An 18,513-nucleotide genomic window follows, 5' to 3' on the forward strand; every position below is an offset into this window, starting at 1 on the left:
TAACGATTCTGGAATGCCTGCCATGCTCGCCTCTTTCGACCTGCTGATGGCCTTTGTGCTGTTTGCCTTCGTTTCCTCGATAACCCCAGGCCCCAATAACACCATGCTGTTGGCATCAGGGGTGAACTTTGGCGTGCGTCGCTCCATCCCTCACGCCCTGGGCATCAGCATCGGTTTCATGGTCTTGGTACTGGCCGTTGGCCTGGGCCTTGGCGAGGTGTTCAAGGCCTGGCCTGCGTTGTACACCGTGCTGCGTTACGTGGGCGCCGCCTATTTGCTCTACCTGGCTTGGAAAATCGCCACCTCCGGGCCGTTGAGCGCCGATTCGTCCAATGCCCGCAAGCCTCTGGGCTTCTGGGGGGCAGCAGCGTTCCAGTGGGTCAACCCCAAAGCGTGGGTGATGGCGGTAGGGGCGATCACCACCTACACACCGGCCCAGGGCTATGTGATGAACGTGATCGTCATCGCGGCTGTGTTCGCCTTGGTCAATCTGCCCAGCGTCGGCGTGTGGGTGATGTTTGGCAGTGCGCTGCGCAACCTGCTGCAGAACCCGCGTTGGCTGATGCTGTTCAATGTCCTGATGGCCTTGCTGCTAGTGATATCGCTTTACCCGCTGCTGTTTGTAGAATCGGCGTTTTCGTAACGCGTAGAGTACGGCAAACCGATGCAGTTGATTCCCTGGTCTCACCAATGCTCCGAAGGTTTCACCTTACGCGGCTGGCGCTCGCCGGCCAGCGGCAAGCCGCTGCTGCATTTCTTGCACGGCAATGGCTTCTGCTGCCTGGCCTACCAGCCGATGCTGGCGCGTCTCGGCGAGCACTTCGACCTGTGGCTCAGTGATGTTCAGGGGCATGGCGACAGTGACCATGGCGGTGTGTTCCGCGGCTGGAACCGCACGGCTGAGTTGGCAGTGGAGGCTTTCGAAACGGGCCGTGGCGAGTATGGCGACGTACCTCGCTATGCACTGGGGCACAGCTTTGGCGGCGTGCTCACCGGGCTGATCCTGGCCAGCAGCCCTGCGTTGTTCGAGCGCGCCGTATTGCTTGACCCGGTATTGTTCAGCCGGCGCATGATCGGGGTCATGGGGGCCGCCGCGCTGGTGGGGCTGCATCGCCGGCATGTCCTGGCACGCAAGGCCGCCAACCGCCGCAGCCATTGGCCCGACCGCGAAGCGGCGCTGGCCTCCCTGCAAGGGCGGGGCATCTTCAAGGGCTGGAGCGATGCGGCGCTGCAGGCCTACATCGAACATGCCATCGGCGATTGCGGTGAGGGCGTGGTGCTCAAGTGCCGGCCCAGCCGTGAAGTTGAGATTTTCAGTTCCTTCCCGACGCGCATGTGGGCGCATCTTGCCGCCATCCAGGCGCCAACCCGGGTGCTGTATGGCGAACAGACCTATCCCTTCGTGCCGCATTCGGTGCAGCGGCTGGCGTCGATCAACCCCAGGGTCGAAGCCTGCCAGGTCGCCGGAGGCCATTGTTTCATGCAGGAAGACCCGGGCATGGCCGCGCAGCGGATACTGGATTACCTGCAGGGCTAAATCACTGTTCCATTGCTGGAACGATGCATGCCATTTGCGCGGGCTACCGGCTGATTGGTCTCATTGGTAAGGTTAACCCAGCCTTAGAGAGGAGACTTCTCATGAAAAAGATCCTGGGTATTCACCGCAGCCCTCACACCCACTGGGTAGGGGATGGCTTTCCGGTGCGCAGCCTGTTCACCTACGACAACCTGGCCAAGCAGATCAGCCCGTTCCTGCTGCTGGATTATGCCGGCCCCCACGCCTTCACGCCCACCAGTGCCCGGCGCGGCGTAGGCCAGCATCCACATCGTGGTTTCGAAACGGTCACTATCGTTTATCAGGGCGAACTGGAACACCGTGATTCCACCGGTGCCGGAGGCCTGATTGGCCCTGGCGATGTGCAATGGATGACGGCCGCCAACGGCATCCTCCACGAGGAATTCCATTCCCCGGCGTTCGCCCGCAGTGGCGGTATGCTGGAAATGGTGCAGCTGTGGGTCAACCTGCCTGCGCAGGACAAACGAGCCGCTGCCGGTTACCAGACGCTGCTGGCAGCCGATATCCCTGAAGTGCCGTTGGCGGGGCAGGCAGGTAGCCTTCGGGTGATCGCTGGCAGCTACCAGGGACATCCAGGCCCAGCGCGCACCTTCACCGCGATGGATGTCTGGGACATGCGCCTGGGCGCAGGTGCTGCAGTGCAGTTGCCTGTCGCTGCTGGCCGCAATGCAGCTCTTGTCGTGCTGCGTGGCACTGTGAGGGTCAACAGTGAGCGTGAAGCCGGGCCGGCCAGCCTGGTATTGCTGGAGCGAGCGGGTGAAGACGTGGCCATCGAAGCGCTGGACGGAGCGAGTGTGCTGTTGCTCAGCGGCGAGCCGATCGACGAACCGATTGTGGGTTATGGGCCATTCGTGATGAACAGCCAGGCGGAAATTGCCGAATCCTTCGATGATTTCCATGCCGGGCGCTTCGGCCAGATGGCGGTCGAGCCCCACTGACCAGCCTTGCATCGCTGACCGCTTGTCGCGAAGTGCCATCATTGGGTCGAACGGTAGTGGGGCGCGTCCGTTCTTTTACTAAGGTGCTAGATGATCTCCCGCATCACCATTGCCCCGGCGCATGGACGGCCGCCTTGGCATGCTCATTATCAATTGGCACCCCGCCTGCCAAAGGCGTACTCCAATAAACAGGCCATCCACTGAAGAGAGGGTCGTAACATGTCATTGATAGGCGTTTCGATACTGGAAATGCGGCAAATGATTGAACAGGCCTGCCTGCCTGATCACTGTGAAGTCAGTTGCCTGGATGGCACCAGCCTGACCATCCGCTTGGGTCAGGGGCCAAATATGGAGCAGGGCGTGACGCTTAGCGGGGTTTCATTGCAGAGCCTGAACAGTTGCCGTGACGTGGTGAAGCTGGTCGATCACCTGCATGCGCTGCGCGACAGTCAACCAGCGTCGCTAAGGGCGATCGCCTGATTGCTCGGGTGCGCCGGTCAGCCGAGGCTGGCCGGGCGCACATATTCCGGCATCAGGCCACTTAAAGTCGGTAGATCGGCTTATTGCAGTTCAACCAGCAGGTTCAGCCCACCATCGCCGCATTTGCCCTTGTCACGAACAACGCCGTGGTAACTGCGACCATCCCACACGAAGGCTACGCTGTGCGCGCGCTCGACTTTGTCCGGAAGCGGCGGGCAGATATGCAAGCGCAGGGCGGGGCGGCCCTGCAAGTTCAGCGCGGCAAGCTGGCACTGGCATTCAACGCTCAGGGCTACCGGGCCGAACAGCGTGTCGCGCACATAATCGAGTTGCACGTTGGCGTTGGGGGCGCGGCCGGGCATCTTCATCGTTGCGGGGCTCCTGGGAGTTGATGTCACTCATCATCTTGAAAGCAAGTGAGCGCGGACGTTCAATTTTTTCCAAGGGTTGTTGACAAGCCGTTTACCCAATCCCCCGCAATGACAATGAATACCATCCCCCGATGTGGGGATCGCAGCGGGGAATTCACCCCAATCCGGTTCGATTCGAAAGCCAAGTTATTGAATAGAAAGGATATTTTCTTCTGGCATGCACCTTGCTGACCCTCTTGCACAGTTCCTGTGTCCCGGAGGTGCAGCATGTCGACCCCCAGCAAAGGCCCCGTCCTCACATCACTTGTACTGGCCCTGATGGGCTGGACGGCGACCAGCGAGGCGGCTGTGCAATGCCAGCGCACCTTGGTGGCGAACGTGATCGCCCTGGACCAGCCCCTGATGTTCAACCGCCTTGGCGCGCAAAACGCCAACGGCATGATGTTCGCCCTGCGTCAGGATGTAGTGGACGAGCATCAGGTACCGCTCAGCAAGGGGGGCGCCGCAGTGCCGGGCAAAGTGACCCTGCGCCCGGACAAACGCCCACGTCCCATCGTGCTGCGGGTTGCCGCCGGTGATTGCCTGACGGTCAACCTGACCAACCTGTTGGCTTACCAGGCCAATCCCAACAAACACGGTATCGACCATGATGAAAACGAGGTCGAAGGTGTAGAGGGAGAAGAAGGCGAAGACGCCGAAGAAGCTGCAGAAGTGGAAAATGACGGGGGCGAGAACTTCGTCGTCGACGAGCAGGTCACTGATCGCCACGTCGGCTTTCAGGTCAACGGCCTTCAGGCCGTCAACAGCATCGGCGACATTGCCGCCAACACCGGCCGCAATGGCAACTTCCTGATCGCCCCTGGCGCTACCCGCAGCTACACCCTCTACGCCGAGCGCGAAGGTGCCTTCGCCGCCACCAGCCAGGGTGCCACGTTCGGCGGCCAGGGCAACGCCGGCAACGTAGCCAATGGCCTGTTCGGCCAGGTGGTGGTGGTGCCCAAAGGTGGGCGCACCTATCGAAATACCCTGACCGAAGAGGAAATGCGCTTGGCCAGTACCGGCCGTGCCGCCACCGGCCAGCCCGTGGTCGACTACGAGGCCCGCTACCCACAGGTTGAACCGTGGATAGCCGAAGGCAAAGCCGGCAAGCCGATCATCGCCATGGTCGACGGCAACGAGATCCTCAGCAGTGAAACCGACGCTATTGTCATGGGGCCCAACCCGGACGGCAGCTTCCCGCGTTCCACCTACCCGCTGGAGAGCATCAACAAGCGCAACCCGGCCTTGCCCAACCGCCTGGAAGCGTTCCGCGATTTCGCCTCGCAGTTTGCCGATGAAGTGGCCGCCACTCAGGCCTTCCCCGGCTACTGGGCGGACCCGGTCATGGGGCATGTGCTGGAGCCTACGCGCGACGCGTTCATGATCAACTACGGCTCGGGGGGCATGGGCGCGGAAGTCGTGGCCAACCGCCTGGGGGTCGGGCCGATGCATGATTGCCTGTCCTGCGCCTACGAAGAGTTCTTCCTCAGCGCGCACACCGTGGGTGATATCGGCACCCTGGTGGACGTGCCGGCCAACATCGGCCTGGAACACATTCGCCCAGGCGAAACCCCACCGGCAAACGCCATTGGCGTCAAGGCCAGCATGGCCCTGTACCCGTCGGAGCCTGCCAACGTGCACCACAGCTACATTGGCGACTTCACCAAGTTCCGCAACACCCACAACGGCCATGAGCAACACATTTTCCACCTGCACGGCCACCAGTGGCTGTTCAACCCCAATGACGACAACTCCGACTACATCGACGCCCAGGGCATAGGCCCAGGTGTTGGGTACACCTACGAGATCGCCAACGGCGGCTCGGGCAACCGCAACCGTGTGGCGGGTGATGCCATTTACCATTGCCACTTCTACCCGCACTTCGCCCAAGGCATGTGGGCCATGTGGCGGGTGCACGATGTGTTCGAAGAGGGTACCCGCCTGGAAGTCAGCGGGCAGGGGGAGGACGGCTTCCATGACACGCCGTTCGCCTTGCGCAGCGGCAAGCCGGCGGCCGGCGCACGGGCGCTGCCGGACGGCGAAATCATCGCAGGTACGCCGATCCCGGCGATCGTGCCGCTGCCAGGCAAAGCCATGGCGCCGATGCCGGGCAAGGTCGTGGTAGTGCCGAAACTGGCTCAAGAGCTGATCGCCGAGGATGACGAGGATCACGAAGACCCAGAGCACGGCGATGACGATCACAGCGACGCGCCAGGCGCAGCCAAGGCTGTAGGCTCGCTGGCGCTGGTCGACCGCAGCGAAACCAACCGCAACGCTGACGGCACCCTGAAAAACCCAGGTTACCCCTTCTGGATCGGCGGTATGGAAAGCAGCGTCGGCCAGCGTCCGCCGACCCCGCCGCTGGACATGCTCGACCCGGCCATGGCGCGCCAGCTCAAGGATAGCGGCGCAGCACTGTGGGCCAACCTCGATGGCAACCAGGTCGACGGTTGGGACGGCGGCTTGGGCCGCCATGCGCTCGATGGTGTGTCCGCTGGGGGGGAGGCCGTGACCACCACCACCAAGCTGGATTTCTCCAAGGTGGTAGAAAAGGCCAAGCCGATCTACCTGCCCGAGGAGGGCACCGACGTCGAGCAGGCCGCCATGCAGTTCCACGCCAAGGCCGAGCACCCAAGCTTTGCCCTGATCCCTGGCAGCCAACCGGTGGCCAAGGCGTTTCGCACCAATGGCGCACTGCCAACCGCCGGCGCCCCCTTCTTCGAACCCTGCATGGATGACCGCGGCAAACGCCTTACCCAGGCCTCGTCCACGGGCGAATACTTCAGCGGCGAGAGCCTGGGCGGTATCACCTTCCGTGGTGCCTCCACGTTCACTGCCGACCGCCCTCGTATCTACAAGGCGGCCAACATCCAGTTCGACGCGGTGTACAACAAGGTCGGCTATCACTTCCCACAGGCGCGCATCCTTGCGCTGTGGGAAGACGCATGGCCGGTGATCACCAAGCAGCGCCCGCCAGAGCCGCTGGTGATGCGCATGAACACCTTCGACTGCACCATGTACCAACAAACCAACCTGATCCCGGCGTTCTATGAAATGGACGACTACCAGGTGCGTACACCGACCGATGTGATCGGCCAGCACATCCACCTGCCCAAGTGGGACCTGACCGCAGCCGACGGTTCGGCCAACGGCTGGAACTACGAGGACGGTGTCCTCTCGCCCGGCAGCGTGGTGGAACGCGTGAACGCCATCCGTGCTTTCAATGGCTGTTCACAGGGCGACAGCCGCGACGGCACTGCCGCCTGCCCGACGGCCAAGCTGCACCCGTACTTCGGCCGCTTTGGCCGGGCCGACTGGGTGGGTGCGCGCACAGCCATGCAGCGCTGGTTCGCCGACCCGCTGATCAACGTGCACAACGTCGACCGCGGCCTGGGCACCATCTTCACCCATGACCACTTCGGCCCATCGACCCACCAGCAGTTGGGCCTGTATGCCACTGTGCTGGCCGAGCCTGCCGGCTCCACCTGGCACCACGCCGAAACCGGCGAGCAGCTGTACAACCCCGCACTGCGCCAGGACGGTGGCCCGACCTCGTGGCAGGCGGTGATCAGTACCGGCGACAATGACGGTGATGGCAAGAACGACAGCTATCGCGAGTTCTTCCTTGAGTACAGCGACTTCCAGCATGCCTATGAAGCCGGCGTGTATGTGGGCGCCGGTCCCGATGGTGTGCCCAATGCCCAGGCCTATCCAGCCACGGCCGACAGCTTCCGCTACGCCATAAACCCACCCGTGCGGCAGAAGGCCTCGAACCTGCTGGAGTCGATCGTCGAATCGCGCGGTGGCCTCAATCCTGGTTGCCCGACCCGGCCATGCCCACAGGCGATCTCCGTGGATGACCCGGGCATGTTCGTCGTCAACTACCGCAACGAGCCGTTGGCCTTGCGCGTGTTCGACCCGAACAAGGTCGCGCCGGACGGCAAACGCGGCATGCAGGCCGACGGCCTCGGTGGCGACCTGGGCTATGCCCTGCAGAGCCGTACCGACCGTGCCATCCCGGCCATGAACCTGGCGCCCTCGGCGATCAACTCCGCGGTCGGCCCGACGGGTGGCACCACCTTGTTCCCGCCGCACATCAATACGGCAGGCAGCGAGCCAGGCGACCCGTTCACCCCGATGCTGCGTACCTACTCTGGCGACAACGTGCGGTTGCGTATGCACGCTGGCGGCTATGAGGAGGAGCACAACGTCACGATGCACGGCGTCAAATGGCTGCAGAACGGTACCGGCTACGGCAGTAGCTCCAACTCGGGGTGGAAGGCCTCGCAGATGATCGGCATATCCGAGCAGCTGGGCTTCCTGGCGCCGGTGTCGATGATCTCCAGCTCCGCGGCCACCAATGGCGACTACCTGTATTCGCTGGACGCGGCCCTGGAAGGCTACTGGAACGGTATCTGGGGCGTCATGCGCAACTACACCACGCAGCGTGCCGACCTGTTCGCGCTGCCGAACAACCCGCAGCCGGTGGCCATGCGCAACACCATCAACTTCGATGGCATCTGCCCAAGAACCACGGCCAACCCCAGCGGCGTCGGCAGCCGGCCAACGGTCAAGCGCAACTACGAAATCGTTGCCGCGCTGGCCAACGACATCCTCGAAAACCGCAACGGTGTCAGCATCAACGATCCGGCCGGTATCGGCCAGCACGTCGGCGGCCCGCTGAAGGCCAATGGTGGCACCCTGGTGTTCAACAGCCGTACCACCAGCATCCCGCAGGTGACGGTGACCGACGAGGAGGATGGCACCACCTTCACCGTGGGCGGGCACAGCGCGCCACTGCACGACCCGACCGCCGTGCTGTATGTGCGCAAGGCCGACCTGGACACCAACACCGGCAAGCTCAAGGCCGGGGTGCCGGTCGAGCCTCTGGTGCTGCGCGCCAATGCCGGCGACTGCATAAGCATCACCCTAGAGAACCGCCTGCCGCTGGTGATGCCGGACCTGCCCAGCACGGCGGTGATGCAGAACGTGGTCAAGCGCGATCGCAACGACAGCGAAGGTGCCACCGCCTTCAACAACAACCTGATGCGGCCCTCCAGCCACGTTGGCCTGCACGCACAGCTGCTGGCCTATGACATCACCAAGTCCGATGGCGTCAACGTCGGCCTCAACCCGGAGCAGACCGTACCGCCGCGCAGCGGTAACAGTGGTGCCTACCCGACCAGGGTGTACCAGTACTATGCCGGGCACCTGGAACGCGAAGGCAAGCCGGTACTGCAACTGGGCCGCACGGTGGACAACATCCGCACCACGGCAATCGAGTTCGGCGCCCTCAACCTCACCCCGGCGGATGTCATCAAGCAACCGCAGAAAGGCCTGGTCGGTGCCATGAGCATCCTGCCGCAGACCGCGACCTTTACCGAGGACGCGGCCAGCCGGACCCAGGCCACGGTCAAGGTCAGTGGCCAGCCGGACTACCGCGACTTCGTCACCGTCTGGCAGCGTGCGCTGAACATGCGTTGGGCCGACGGCCGCCCGGTGGAGGGTATCGCCACCGAAGGCAACGGTGTGCCAGGTGACCCGAAAGACAACGGCAACATGGCCATCAACTACAAGACCGAGCCGCTGTGGTTGCGCTTCGGCCTGGCACCGGACGCTCCGTTTGGTCGTGCCGATGGCTTTGGCTTCGGCGATGTACCCAACGCGCACATGGCCTACAGCAATGCCCTGGTGGGCAGCGACCCGCAAACCCCGGTGCTGTATGCCAAACCCGGTCAACCCGTGCGCAACCATGTGGTGATGCCCAGTGGCGGCAGCCGTGGCATCACCTACCAGCTTGACGGGCACCTGTGGCCACTGCATGCCTACCAGGCCGAGAAAAACGACCTCGACGGCTACCCGATGAAGCAGCCTGGTATCGGTTCGGTGCGCTTTGGCTACAACCCGATGTCGATGTACATCGGTGCCCAGGAGAGCGTGCTGCCCGCCGCGCACTTCAGCTTCATGTTGCCCAGCGCCGGGGGCGCCAACGCGGTGCCGGGCGACTATCTGTTCCGAGACTACGCCGCATACGGCAATACCTCGGGGCTGTGGGGGATTCTGCGGGTTACCGACGACGCACCGCCGGCAACGGCGCCGGCACAATAAGAAAAGGGGCGCACGAATATGCATAACAAGAAAACCCGCCCCGCCGTGCTGGGGGTATTGCTGGGCACGGCGTTGATCGGCCTGGGCGTGGCCTACGAGGAGCTCTGGTGTGACCCGCGCGAGCTGCTGCAGGAGCCCGCAGACCCGCAGGCGCTGCACCGGCTCAGCCGGGATGGTGTGACCGTGGAGTTCGAAGCGCGGCCCCTGGCCGGTAGCGAGCTGCGCGAAGGCGCCTTCGCCAATATTCGCTTCAAGGTCACCGACCAGAACAGCGGCCAACCGCTGTCGGGGATGGCGCCAGGGGCGTGGATCGACCCGGCGCAGTCGGCCCCACTGGAAAGCAGCCGTGACCAGAGCTGCAAGGCCCGGGTGGCGCTGTTTCTCAAGAGCAGCATCGGTGCCAGGCCGCTGCTGGACCTGAACAGCTACTTCCTTTTGGTGCTGAACAAGGATGCCAGCCTGACCGTGATCGACCCGACAGTCTCGGTGGGCGGTGTTACCAGCACCCTGGCACGCATCGATTTGCCGGGTCGGCCCATGGACTGGGTGGCTACCGGCGATGACAAGCAGGTATTCGTGTCGATACCCGAACGCGGCGAGGTCGCGGTGATCGACACCGAAACCTTTACCCGCGTGGCCACCCTGGCGGCCGGCGAGATGCCGCTGCGCGTGGCCTTGCAGCCGGACCAGCGCCGGTTGTGGGTCGGCAACAACAGTGATGATCCGGCCAAGGGCGGGGTGACGGTGATCGATGTACACAGCCGCACCACGCTCAAGAGCTTCGCCACCGGCTCCGGGCACCACGAAATCGCCTTCAGCGCCGATTCGCGCTACGCCTTCGTCAGCAACCGCGACGGCGGCACCTTGAGCATCATCGACATCCCCGAAATGCGCCTGGTGAAAACACTCGACGTCGGCCCGCATCCGCTGGCAGTGGCCTACTCGCCGCTATCCCAGGCGGTGTACGTGAGCGATGGTTCAGAGGGCACGGTGCGGGTGTACGATGCCCGTAGCCATCAGTTGCGCCATACCGTCCAGGCCGAGCAAGGCCTGGGGCCGATGCGCTTTAGCAGCGATGGCCGTTACGGCATCGTCCTCAACACCTTGGAAAACCAGGCGCTGGTGATCGATGCCAGTACCGACAGGTTGATCCACCGCATCCCGGTGGCGGCCGAGCCGTACCAACTGACGTTCACCAAAGGTTATGCCTACGTGCGCGGCCTGGCGTCTTCGAAGGTCAGCATGATCAACCTGAGCAGCCTGGGCGAAGGGCGTCAACCGATCATCCAGGGTTTCGATGCTGGTCCCGCCGCGCCGCGCCAGGCCGGGGACCTGCCGTTGGCCCAGGGGTTATCGGTGTCACGGGATGACAATTCGGTATTCGTGGTCAATCCGGTGGACAACACCACGTACTTCTATACCGAAGGCATGAATGCACCGATGTCGGGTTACAACAACCGCGGCCACCAGGCCCGTGCCGCCATCGTCATCGACCGCAGCCTGCGCGAACTGGCCCCAGGGGTGTATGGCTCGACGGTGAAGATGCCGGCGTCGGGCAAGTTCGACGTGGCGTTCCTGCTCAACCAGCCGCAGATCATCCACTGTTTCAGCACCGACGTGGCTGCCGCCCCGGATGCGGTCAAGCGCAAGGGCGCGCATGCCGAGTTCCTCGGCCTCGACCAACCTTTACCGCAACACAGCGCCTTCACCGCCAAGGTGCGTATCGTCGGTGATGACGGACGCCCGCGCGTAGGCCTGGACGACCTGACCCTGCGTTACTTCCTGGCGCCGTCGTCGATGCCGCGCAACTTGCGGCTGGAAGAGGTGGGTGAGGGCGTGTACCAGGCCGCGCTGATGCTGCCTGAAGCGGGTGCCTGGTACCTGCATGTGCAGTCACCGTCGCTGGGGCGCAAGTTCGCCGAAGAAAACTACACCAGCCTGCGCGTCCTGCCGGCCGCAGCGTCTGCCGCTTCACAGACTGAAGTGAGGAATGTGCAATGAACGCCAGACATTCTTGCAAGCTGCTCGCACTTTCCATGGCAATCGCCAGCCAACTCGCCCTGGCCCACGCGGGGCATGACCACAGTGGGCATGCTCAGCAGCCGCCAGCGGTACATCAGGAGAAAGCCAGCGTGCGCTTTGCCGATGTTTCATTGCTCGACCAGAATGGCATGCCGGTGCGCCTGGAAAAGGACCTGGTCGGCGATCATCTGGTGGTGATGGGCTTCATTTACACCAGTTGCACCACGGTGTGCCCGGTAGTGTCTTCGATCATGGGCAAGGTCCAGCAGCAACTGGGTGGCCGGGTAGGCGAGGAAATCCGCCTGGTTTCGATCAGCGTGGACCCGCAGCGTGACGACTCCAAACGCCTGCAGTATTACGCCAAGGCCTTCCAGCATGGCCCCGGCTGGAGCTGGCTGACCGGCTCGCCCTATGCCATCACTGAGACCCTCAAAGGCCTGGGCAGCTTCAGTGCCGACCTCAGCCAGCACCCTCCGCTGATTCTGGTGGGTGACGGGCACAGCGGCCACTGGACGCGTTATTACGGGTTCACCGACCCAGCCGTGCTGATCGACGAAATCAACCGCCTCAGCGCCCGCCGGGTGCATGCCAAGAGTACGGCCATCGCCGAACACCAGGAGGTGCAGCCATGAGCAGCCAAGCGTCCTGTCGCGTCGGCATGCGCAGCTTCGACTGGCTGGCCCTGGCCGGTTGCCTGTGGATCTTCGCGTCGGTCGCCATGGCCCACGAAGACCACGCGCCGAGCTCCCCGAGCCCGCAACCGGCGCCACCGACCATGGCCAGTGGCGGTGGAACCCGCGATGCGCACACCTGGTTCACCGACACCGTGCTCCAGGACCAGAATGGCCGCGCGCTGCGCTTTTACAGTGATGTGCTCAAAGACAAGGTGGTGATGCTCAACGTCATCTTTACCCACTGCACCGATGCCTGCCCGCTGATCACCCGCAAGCTGCGTGAGGTGCGCGAGGCCATGGGGCCGGAGCTGGCCAGCCAGGTGACCTTCGTCTCAATCAGCAGCGACCCGCTCAACGACACCCCGGCAGCGCTCAAGGCCTTTGCTGAAAAACAGGGGGTGGACAGCGCCAACTGGCTGTTCCTGACCGGCGACAAGGCCAGCGTCGATCTGGTGCTGGGGCGTATCGGCCAGTTCCTGCCCAGCCCCGAACAGCACTCGACCCAGCTGATAGCCGGTGACGTGGCGGGCAAGCGCTGGAGCAAGATCCGCCCCGATGCACCGCCAGCGGCCATTGCCCAACGCATGCAGTTGCTGACCCAGCCGTTGGCCGGACGATAAATGCACTGACAGGATGTGCGTAGCGGCGCAGAACACAGTGGCAGCACTGACAGGATCTGCGCAGCGGCGCAGAACACAGTGGGAGCCGGCTTGCCGGCGATGAGGCCAGAATGAACACAGCGAGATTACTTTGCTTGGCGCTGGGCCTGAGCTGCTGCGTTCAGGCGCTTGCCCTTGACCTCACTGCCCACGAGCAAGCCGGTAAACGCCTGTACCGCGAGGGCGTATCCAGTAGCGACGCACAATTGCTGGCCCGCGTAGGTGCCAGCGACATGCGCGTGCCCGCCAGCGTGTTGCCCTGCGCCAGTTGCCACGGCAATGATGGCCGTGGCCGCGCCGAAGGCGGGGTGCGCCCGTCCAGCCTCGACTGGCAGCGCCTGGCCCAGGGCCAGGGCGCACGCCAGAGCAACGGTCGCAGCTACCCGGCTTACACCGACAACAGCCTGGCCCGCGCCATCCAGCACGGCCTGGACCCGGCCGGCAACCGCCTGGACCCGGCCATGCCTCGCTTTGAACTGACCCTGGCCGACCAGCGCAACCTCACCGCCTACCTAAAACGCCTGGCTGATGAGCGCGACCCTGGCGTGGAAGAAGGGGTGCTGCGCCTAGGTACCCTGTTGCCCGCCAGCGGGCCATTGGCCGAGGCCGGGCACGTGGTGCGCGCGGTGCTTGAGGACGGGATGGCCCAACTCAATCAGCAGGGCGGCATTCATGGTCGGCGCCTGGAACTGGTGATCGCCGACCCCGGCAGCGACCTGGCCAGTGCCGAGCATGCGTTGCAGCAGTTGCTCGAGCAGGCGCGAATATTTGCGCTGATCAGCCCGCTGGCTCCGATGCTCGACCCGCGCCTGGCCCTGCTGCTCGAACAACACGGCGTGCCACTGGTTGGCAGTACACCGCGTGGCGGCGGCAGCGCACAAATCTTCGACCCCTTGCCAGGCATCGCCACGCAGTTGCTGAGCCTGGCCGTACATGCCCGCGATACCCTGGGCCTGGCGCCAGATGGCTTGCGCGTCGTGTATGCCGGCAATGACCAGGCAATGCTGGCCGAACAGGTGCGCGAGCGTCTGCAGCAGCTGGGGTGGACGCCAGCACCGATCGAGGGCTTCAAAGGCCAGCCGGTGCAGGGGCAGGGCATTGTTTTTCTAGGCCGCGCCCAGGCCTTTGCCGAGCTGGCCAAGGCGTTGCAGGCGGCAGGCCGTGCCCCCTATCTGTTCGCCACCTCCAGCCAGGTGGCCGGTGCCGTGGCCTCGCTGCCGGCCCAGTGGTCGCAGCGGGTGTTCCTGGCCTATCCGTTCGTGCCCGCCGACTGGACCGAGCAGGGCAGGGCGACCTTGGCCGGCCTGCAGCAGCGTCAAGGCCTCGACCCGCGTCAGGCCTCGCTGCAGGTCAACACCCTGTGTGCCCTGCGCCTGCTTGGCGAAGCCCTCAAGCAGATCGGCCGTGACGCCAGCCGCGAACGCCTGGTTGCGGCGCTGGAGGGCCTGCATGACGTCGATACCGGTCTGACCCCGCCGCTGGGCTTCGGGCCTGGCCAGCGCCAGGGCCTGGCCGGCGCCCATGTGGTCGCGGTGGCTCTGCCTGGGCCACGCTTTACAGCTGTCGCCCCGTATCGGCCTGTACCGGTCAGCCCTTGAGTGGAGGTTGCCATGCGTATCCTGTTGCTGTGCCTGCTGTTGCTGGTCGCCAAGGCGGGCTGGGCCGATAGCCCGGCGGCGCGGGTCAATGGTGTGGACATCGGGCTGCTGCGCCTGGAACGCTACTTCAGCGAGTATCTGCAGGCACAGGGGCGGGCGGTGACCAGCATCCGCAACCCCACCCTGTACAAGCGTCTGCGCAGCCAGGCCCTGGACGAATTGATCGACAAGGAGTTGCTATGGCAAGAAGCCCAACGCCGCGGTATCGCCATCAGCGATGAACAGGTGTCAGCGCAGCTAGGTGAAGTCGAGGCGGCATTCTCTAGCCCGGCGCTGTTTGAAAGACGGCTTGCAGAGGCAGGGTTCGACCGCGCAGCATACGCTGACTACCTGCACCGGGAGCTGGCAGCGCAACAGGTGTATGCCCAGCTCAGCGCGGTAGCCGAACCCACCCAGGCCGAGGTGGAAGCGTTTTATCAGGCCAACCAAGAGAGACTGCAAGGAGCGCAGAACCAAAGTGATAATTCTTCGGTCATACGCGAACAGGGCCTGGTGCTGGCCAGGGCCTCGCTCATCAGCCAATTGCAGGCGCAGTCGAGGCAAGCGGCGCGCCAACGTTTGCGCGAATCCGCTAAAGTGGAAATCGCTGACTGAAGCCTGCGATGGCGTTTCCCCAAAGCTGGGGAATAACGGCTTGGCAAAGTGCCACCAGGTGCCCCGGATGTGGGGCAGCGGGCCTGAGCCTGTTCGTAGGGCTATCAAACGTACCAGCAAAATCAATAACTTGACGTGGTGCAACATGACTATTCATGCCTGGCACGAAGCCTGCTCAAGCCTTACCAAGGCCGCACTTCGCAGACCGGGGAACCGGGCAGTTCTTGGGAGTCGACCTTGGTGAACAGAGTATTGGTAGTCGATGACGAACAGACTCTTGCGCAAAACCTGCAAGCGTACCTGCAGGCGCAAGGCCTGGAAGTCCATGTTGCCCACGACGGTGCCAGTGGTATCGGCCTGGCTGAGTGCCTGGCACCGGATGTGATTGTGCTGGATTACCGCTTGCCCGATATGGAGGGTTTTCAGGTACTGGAGACTGTGCGCAAGAACAGGCAGTGCCACTTCGTGCTGATCACCGCCCACCCGACCGCCGAGGTCCGTGAGCGAGCCGCCGAACTTGGCGTGACCCATGTCCTGTTCAAGCCGTTCCCGCTGTCGGAACTGGCGCGCCCGATCTTCGACCTGATGGGCATCGAGCGCCGGCGCAGGGCCACGGACAACCCGGCAGAAGGGTTCGTCGAACGACGCCAGAACAGGAACGAATCGTTCCCCTTGCAGTTGTACGATGGTAGCTGGGTACTGGCCGACCGCCGCCGTAATGGCGCCAAGCCCCCCGGACCCGACGACGACCAACTGCTCACCGGGGAATAGCGGCGCCCGCAGCCCTCACCGAGCCTGCGACGCGCCCCCTGAGCGGAGTCGCAGGCCATGTCCAATGCAGTCGATCACAGCGTTTCGGCCTCATCGCCGGCAAGCCGGCTCCCACAGGCTCAGCGCACGCCTGAACATTGCTCTGAACCTGTAGTAGCCGGCTTGCCGGCGATAGCGCCAGTACAGGCTCCGCCAGCCTCAAGCTACCCCCGCGATCTCATGGCCCAGGCCCGCCTGCAAGCCAGCGGCGAGCGCCTGCTCAATTGCCTCGAACGCCTCGCCTGCGACACCCCCGACACCTTCATCCGCCGCCTGGGCAGCACCCTGCATTACCCGGTACTGGACAGCCAGAGCCTGTTGGCCAGCACCCCTCGTTTCGACAAAATCAGCCTGGCCCAATGCCTGAAGCGTGAGTTCGTGCTGATAGAGCAGGGCGGTGAACTGCTGGGTGTGTTCGCCGACCCCTTCGACCACGCCCGCCTGGCCTGGATCGACGATGTGCTGCAAGGCGCGCCTTTGTACCTGGCCCACGCCGCTGACCTTGCCACCTTCCTGGCCCGCCACGAAGAAAGCTTTCACGCCGTCGATGCCCTAGATCACGATGCCGAAGCCAGCAGCGAAAGCGACCCGCTGCAACGGCTGTCGCTGACCAGCATCAGCGAAGACCAGAGCAAGGTGGTCAAGCTGGTCAACTCAACCCTTTACGACGCCCTCAAGCAGCACGCCAGCGATATTCACCTGGGCATGACCGGCCAGGGCCTGACCATCAAATACCGCATCGACGGCGTGCTCAACGCGGCCGGCAAGGCCAGTGGCAGCGCCTTCGCCGACCAGGTGATTTCGCGCATCAAGGTCATGGCCGAGCTGGATATCGGTGAAAAGCGCGTGCCCCAGGATGGCCGCTTCAAGGTTGCCGTAGGCGAGCGCCAGATCGACTTCCGGGTGTCGATCATGCCCAGCATCTTCGGTGAAGACGCGGTGCTGCGGGTGCTCGACAAACAGGACCTGTCCGACCGTGTCAGCGGCGTGCAGCTGCAGGCCCTGGGCTTTGCCGATGAAACCCTGCGTGCCTTGCGCCGCCTGGCAGCCGAGCCCTACGGCATGATCCTGGTCACCGGCCCCACCGGCAGCGGCAAGACCACAACCCTGTACGCCATGATCAGCGAGATCAACCACGGTGTGGACAAGATCATCACCATCGAAGACCCGGTCGAGTACCAGTTGCCCGGTGTGCTGCAGATCCCGGTCAACGAGAAGAAGGGCTTGACCTTCGCCCGTGGCCTGCGCTCGATCTTGCGCCACGACCCTGACAAGATCCTGGTCGGCGAAATCCGCGACCCCGATACCGCGCAGATCGCCGTGCAGTCGGCACTCACCGGCCACCTGGTGTTCACCACCATCCACGCCAACAACGTTTTCGATGTGATCGGCCGCTTCAGCCAGATGCAGGTCGACCCCTACAGCTTCGTCTCCGCCCTCAACGCCGTGCTGGCCCAACGCCTGATCCGCCTGGCCTGCCCGCATTGCTGCACGCCGTGCGAGGCCGATGACGAAATTCTGGCCGCCTCCGGCCTTACCCGTGAAGGCGTGCAGGGCTGGACGTTCGTCCGCGCCCAGGGCTGTGGCCAGTGCCGCGGCAGTGGCTACCGCGGCCGCAGCGCCATCGCCGAACTGCTGCACCTGGACGACGACCTGCGGCAAATGATCGTCGAAAGACGCCCGCTGGCGCAGATCAAGGCGCTGGCTTGCCAACGCGGCCTGCGCCTGCTGCGCGCATCCGCCCTGGACCTGGTCCGCGAGGGCCGTACCACGCTTGAGGAGATCAACCGTGTCACATTCATTGCGTGATCATGCCTCTACCCGTTACTGCGCCGTGCTCGGCGCCGAAGGCGTCGGCCTGGGCCGCTGGCACGGCAACCAGCACCAATGGCTGGGCAGCCGCGCCTTCACCGGTGACGCCGCGCAACCGGCCTGGGATGCGGCCCTGCAGGCCCTGGCCGCGCTGCTGGGCGAGCATGCCGTGCGCGGTGGCCAGTGTCAGGTGCTGCTGTCGGCGCGCTACAGCCGGTTCTGCCTGGTGCCCTGGAGCGCTGCCATCAGCCATCCACGCGAGCTTGAGGCTTACGCCCAGGCCTGCTTCGAGAACCTCTATGCCCAGCCGCTCGATGACTGGCGCATCGTCCTTTCGCCAGAGCCGGCCGGTGCCGCGCGCATTGCTACGGCCTTGCCCGAGGCACTGCTGCAGGGGCTGCAGGCACTGGCCCGGGAAAACCGCTTGCGCCTGCGTTCGGTGCAGCCGTACCTGATGGCTGCCTACAACCGCTGCTCATCGCAGCTGCAGGCGGGTGATTTCCTGTTTGTCCTCGCCGAGCCACGGCGCAGCGTGCTGCTGCTGGCCGCCGGTGGCGCCTGGCAGCAGGTGCTGACGCAGGGCTGCGCCGACAGCGACCAAGCCCTGCAGGCCCTGATCGAGCGGACCTGTGAGCTGTATGGGGAGCACATGCCGCAGGTCTACCTGCATGCCCCGGGCCGGGGCGACGTGCCGCAACTGGCGGCGGTGCAGCTGTGCCAGCCGGCCAGCGAAGCCGACCCGCTGTGCGCCATGTGGCGGGCGGTGGCCTGA

General features: G+C 64.2%; 14 protein-coding genes. 13 read left to right on the top strand and 1 reads right to left on the bottom strand.

The genetic code is table 11. From position 1 onward, the window contains the following. Nucleotides 1-13 precede the first annotated feature (13 nt). The 4 genes from JET17_RS12450 to JET17_RS12465 all read left to right on the top strand — a co-directional run bounded on the left by JET17_RS12450 (nt 14) and on the right by JET17_RS12465 (nt 2,994). Nucleotides 14-643: a LysE family translocator gene (locus tag JET17_RS12450; RefSeq protein WP_012314311.1), complete on the top strand. Its 630-nt coding sequence runs from the start codon at nt 14-16 to the stop codon at nt 641-643. A 21-nt stretch (nt 644-664) separates the two neighbouring features. After that, on the top strand, nt 665-1,537 hold the full coding sequence (locus tag JET17_RS12455) for an alpha/beta fold hydrolase (protein WP_012314312.1): 873 nt from the start codon (nt 665-667) through the stop codon (nt 1,535-1,537). 101 nt (nt 1,538-1,638) lie between these two features. After that, nucleotides 1,639-2,514, top strand: coding sequence for a pirin family protein (locus tag JET17_RS12460; RefSeq protein ID WP_012314313.1), 876 nt, complete (start codon nt 1,639-1,641; stop codon nt 2,512-2,514). A 219-nt stretch (nt 2,515-2,733) separates the two neighbouring features. Continuing rightward, nucleotides 2,734-2,994, top strand: a complete 261-nt coding sequence (locus tag JET17_RS12465; protein WP_012314314.1) for a DUF1652 domain-containing protein — start codon at nt 2,734-2,736, stop codon at nt 2,992-2,994. An 80-nt stretch (nt 2,995-3,074) separates the two neighbouring features. Here JET17_RS12465 and JET17_RS12470 read toward each other — a convergent pair whose 3' ends face one another. Further along, nucleotides 3,075-3,362, bottom strand: coding sequence for a hypothetical protein (locus JET17_RS12470; protein WP_012314315.1), 288 nt, complete (start codon nt 3,360-3,362; stop codon nt 3,075-3,077). 270 nt (nt 3,363-3,632) lie between these two features. Here JET17_RS12470 and mnxG point away from each other — a divergent pair, with 270 nt between their 5' ends. From mnxG to JET17_RS12515, 9 genes are all read left to right on the top strand, one after another. Beyond that, nucleotides 3,633-9,512, top strand: a complete 5,880-nt coding sequence (mnxG, locus tag JET17_RS12475) for a manganese-oxidizing multicopper oxidase MnxG (protein WP_012314316.1) — start codon at nt 3,633-3,635, stop codon at nt 9,510-9,512. A gap of 18 nt (nt 9,513-9,530) precedes the next feature. After that, on the top strand, nt 9,531-11,513 hold the full coding sequence (locus JET17_RS12480; protein WP_012314317.1) for a cytochrome D1 domain-containing protein: 1,983 nt from the start codon (nt 9,531-9,533) through the stop codon (nt 11,511-11,513). After that, nucleotides 11,510-12,166, top strand: coding sequence for an SCO family protein (locus tag JET17_RS12485; RefSeq protein ID WP_012314318.1), 657 nt, complete (start codon nt 11,510-11,512; stop codon nt 12,164-12,166). The genes JET17_RS12480 and JET17_RS12485 overlap by 4 nt, the downstream gene beginning before the upstream one ends. Continuing rightward, the gene (locus JET17_RS12490; protein ID WP_012314319.1) at nt 12,163-12,828 is read left to right on the top strand and encodes an SCO family protein; all 666 of its coding nucleotides are present in this window, start codon (nt 12,163-12,165) and stop codon (nt 12,826-12,828) included. Before JET17_RS12485 ends, JET17_RS12490 begins: the two co-directional genes overlap by 4 nt. Before the next feature lie 110 nt (nt 12,829-12,938). Continuing rightward, complete coding sequence (locus tag JET17_RS12495; protein WP_012314320.1) at nt 12,939-14,465, top strand: ABC transporter substrate-binding protein; 1,527 nt, start codon at nt 12,939-12,941, stop codon at nt 14,463-14,465. 12 nt (nt 14,466-14,477) lie between these two features. After that, nucleotides 14,478-15,119: a SurA N-terminal domain-containing protein gene (locus JET17_RS12500; protein WP_012314321.1), complete on the top strand. Its 642-nt coding sequence runs from the start codon at nt 14,478-14,480 to the stop codon at nt 15,117-15,119. Nucleotides 15,120-15,356: 237 nt separating this feature from the next. Then, complete coding sequence (locus JET17_RS12505; protein WP_042111969.1) at nt 15,357-15,890, top strand: response regulator; 534 nt, start codon at nt 15,357-15,359, stop codon at nt 15,888-15,890. Between the two features lie 219 nt (nt 15,891-16,109). Beyond that, a complete protein-coding gene (locus JET17_RS12510; protein ID WP_085984878.1) occupies nt 16,110-17,738 on the top strand; it encodes a GspE/PulE family protein in 1,629 nt (542 codons plus the stop codon). Next, nucleotides 17,719-18,513 (top strand): hypothetical protein, encoded by a 795-nt coding sequence (locus JET17_RS12515; protein WP_012314324.1) that lies wholly within the window; start codon nt 17,719-17,721, stop codon nt 18,511-18,513. The genes JET17_RS12510 and JET17_RS12515 overlap by 20 nt, the downstream gene beginning before the upstream one ends.

It is taken from the genome of Pseudomonas putida, from assembly GCF_016406145.1.
Taxonomy (GTDB): Bacteria; Pseudomonadota; Gammaproteobacteria; order Pseudomonadales; family Pseudomonadaceae; genus Aquipseudomonas; species Aquipseudomonas putida_E.

What these genes read in the sequence shown, in the direction of transcription:
- JET17_RS12450 (WP_012314311.1), top strand. Translation starts at nt 14, where the DNA reads ATGCCTGCCATGCTCGCCTCTTTCGACCTGCTGATGGCCTTTGTGCTG.
- JET17_RS12455 (WP_012314312.1), top strand. Translation starts at nt 665, where the DNA reads ATGCAGTTGATTCCCTGGTCTCACCAATGCTCCGAAGGTTTCACCTTA.
- JET17_RS12460 (WP_012314313.1), top strand. Translation starts at nt 1,639, where the DNA reads ATGAAAAAGATCCTGGGTATTCACCGCAGCCCTCACACCCACTGGGTA.
- JET17_RS12465 (WP_012314314.1), top strand. Translation starts at nt 2,734, where the DNA reads ATGTCATTGATAGGCGTTTCGATACTGGAAATGCGGCAAATGATTGAA.
- JET17_RS12470 (WP_012314315.1), bottom strand. Translation starts at nt 3,362, where the DNA reads ATGAAGATGCCCGGCCGCGCCCCCAACGCCAACGTGCAACTCGATTAT.
- mnxG (WP_012314316.1), top strand. Translation starts at nt 3,633, where the DNA reads ATGTCGACCCCCAGCAAAGGCCCCGTCCTCACATCACTTGTACTGGCC.
- JET17_RS12480 (WP_012314317.1), top strand. Translation starts at nt 9,531, where the DNA reads ATGCATAACAAGAAAACCCGCCCCGCCGTGCTGGGGGTATTGCTGGGC.
- JET17_RS12485 (WP_012314318.1), top strand. Translation starts at nt 11,510, where the DNA reads ATGAACGCCAGACATTCTTGCAAGCTGCTCGCACTTTCCATGGCAATC.
- JET17_RS12490 (WP_012314319.1), top strand. Translation starts at nt 12,163, where the DNA reads ATGAGCAGCCAAGCGTCCTGTCGCGTCGGCATGCGCAGCTTCGACTGG.
- JET17_RS12495 (WP_012314320.1), top strand. Translation starts at nt 12,939, where the DNA reads ATGAACACAGCGAGATTACTTTGCTTGGCGCTGGGCCTGAGCTGCTGC.
- JET17_RS12500 (WP_012314321.1), top strand. Translation starts at nt 14,478, where the DNA reads ATGCGTATCCTGTTGCTGTGCCTGCTGTTGCTGGTCGCCAAGGCGGGC.
- JET17_RS12510 (WP_085984878.1), top strand. Translation starts at nt 16,110, where the DNA reads ATGGCCCAGGCCCGCCTGCAAGCCAGCGGCGAGCGCCTGCTCAATTGC.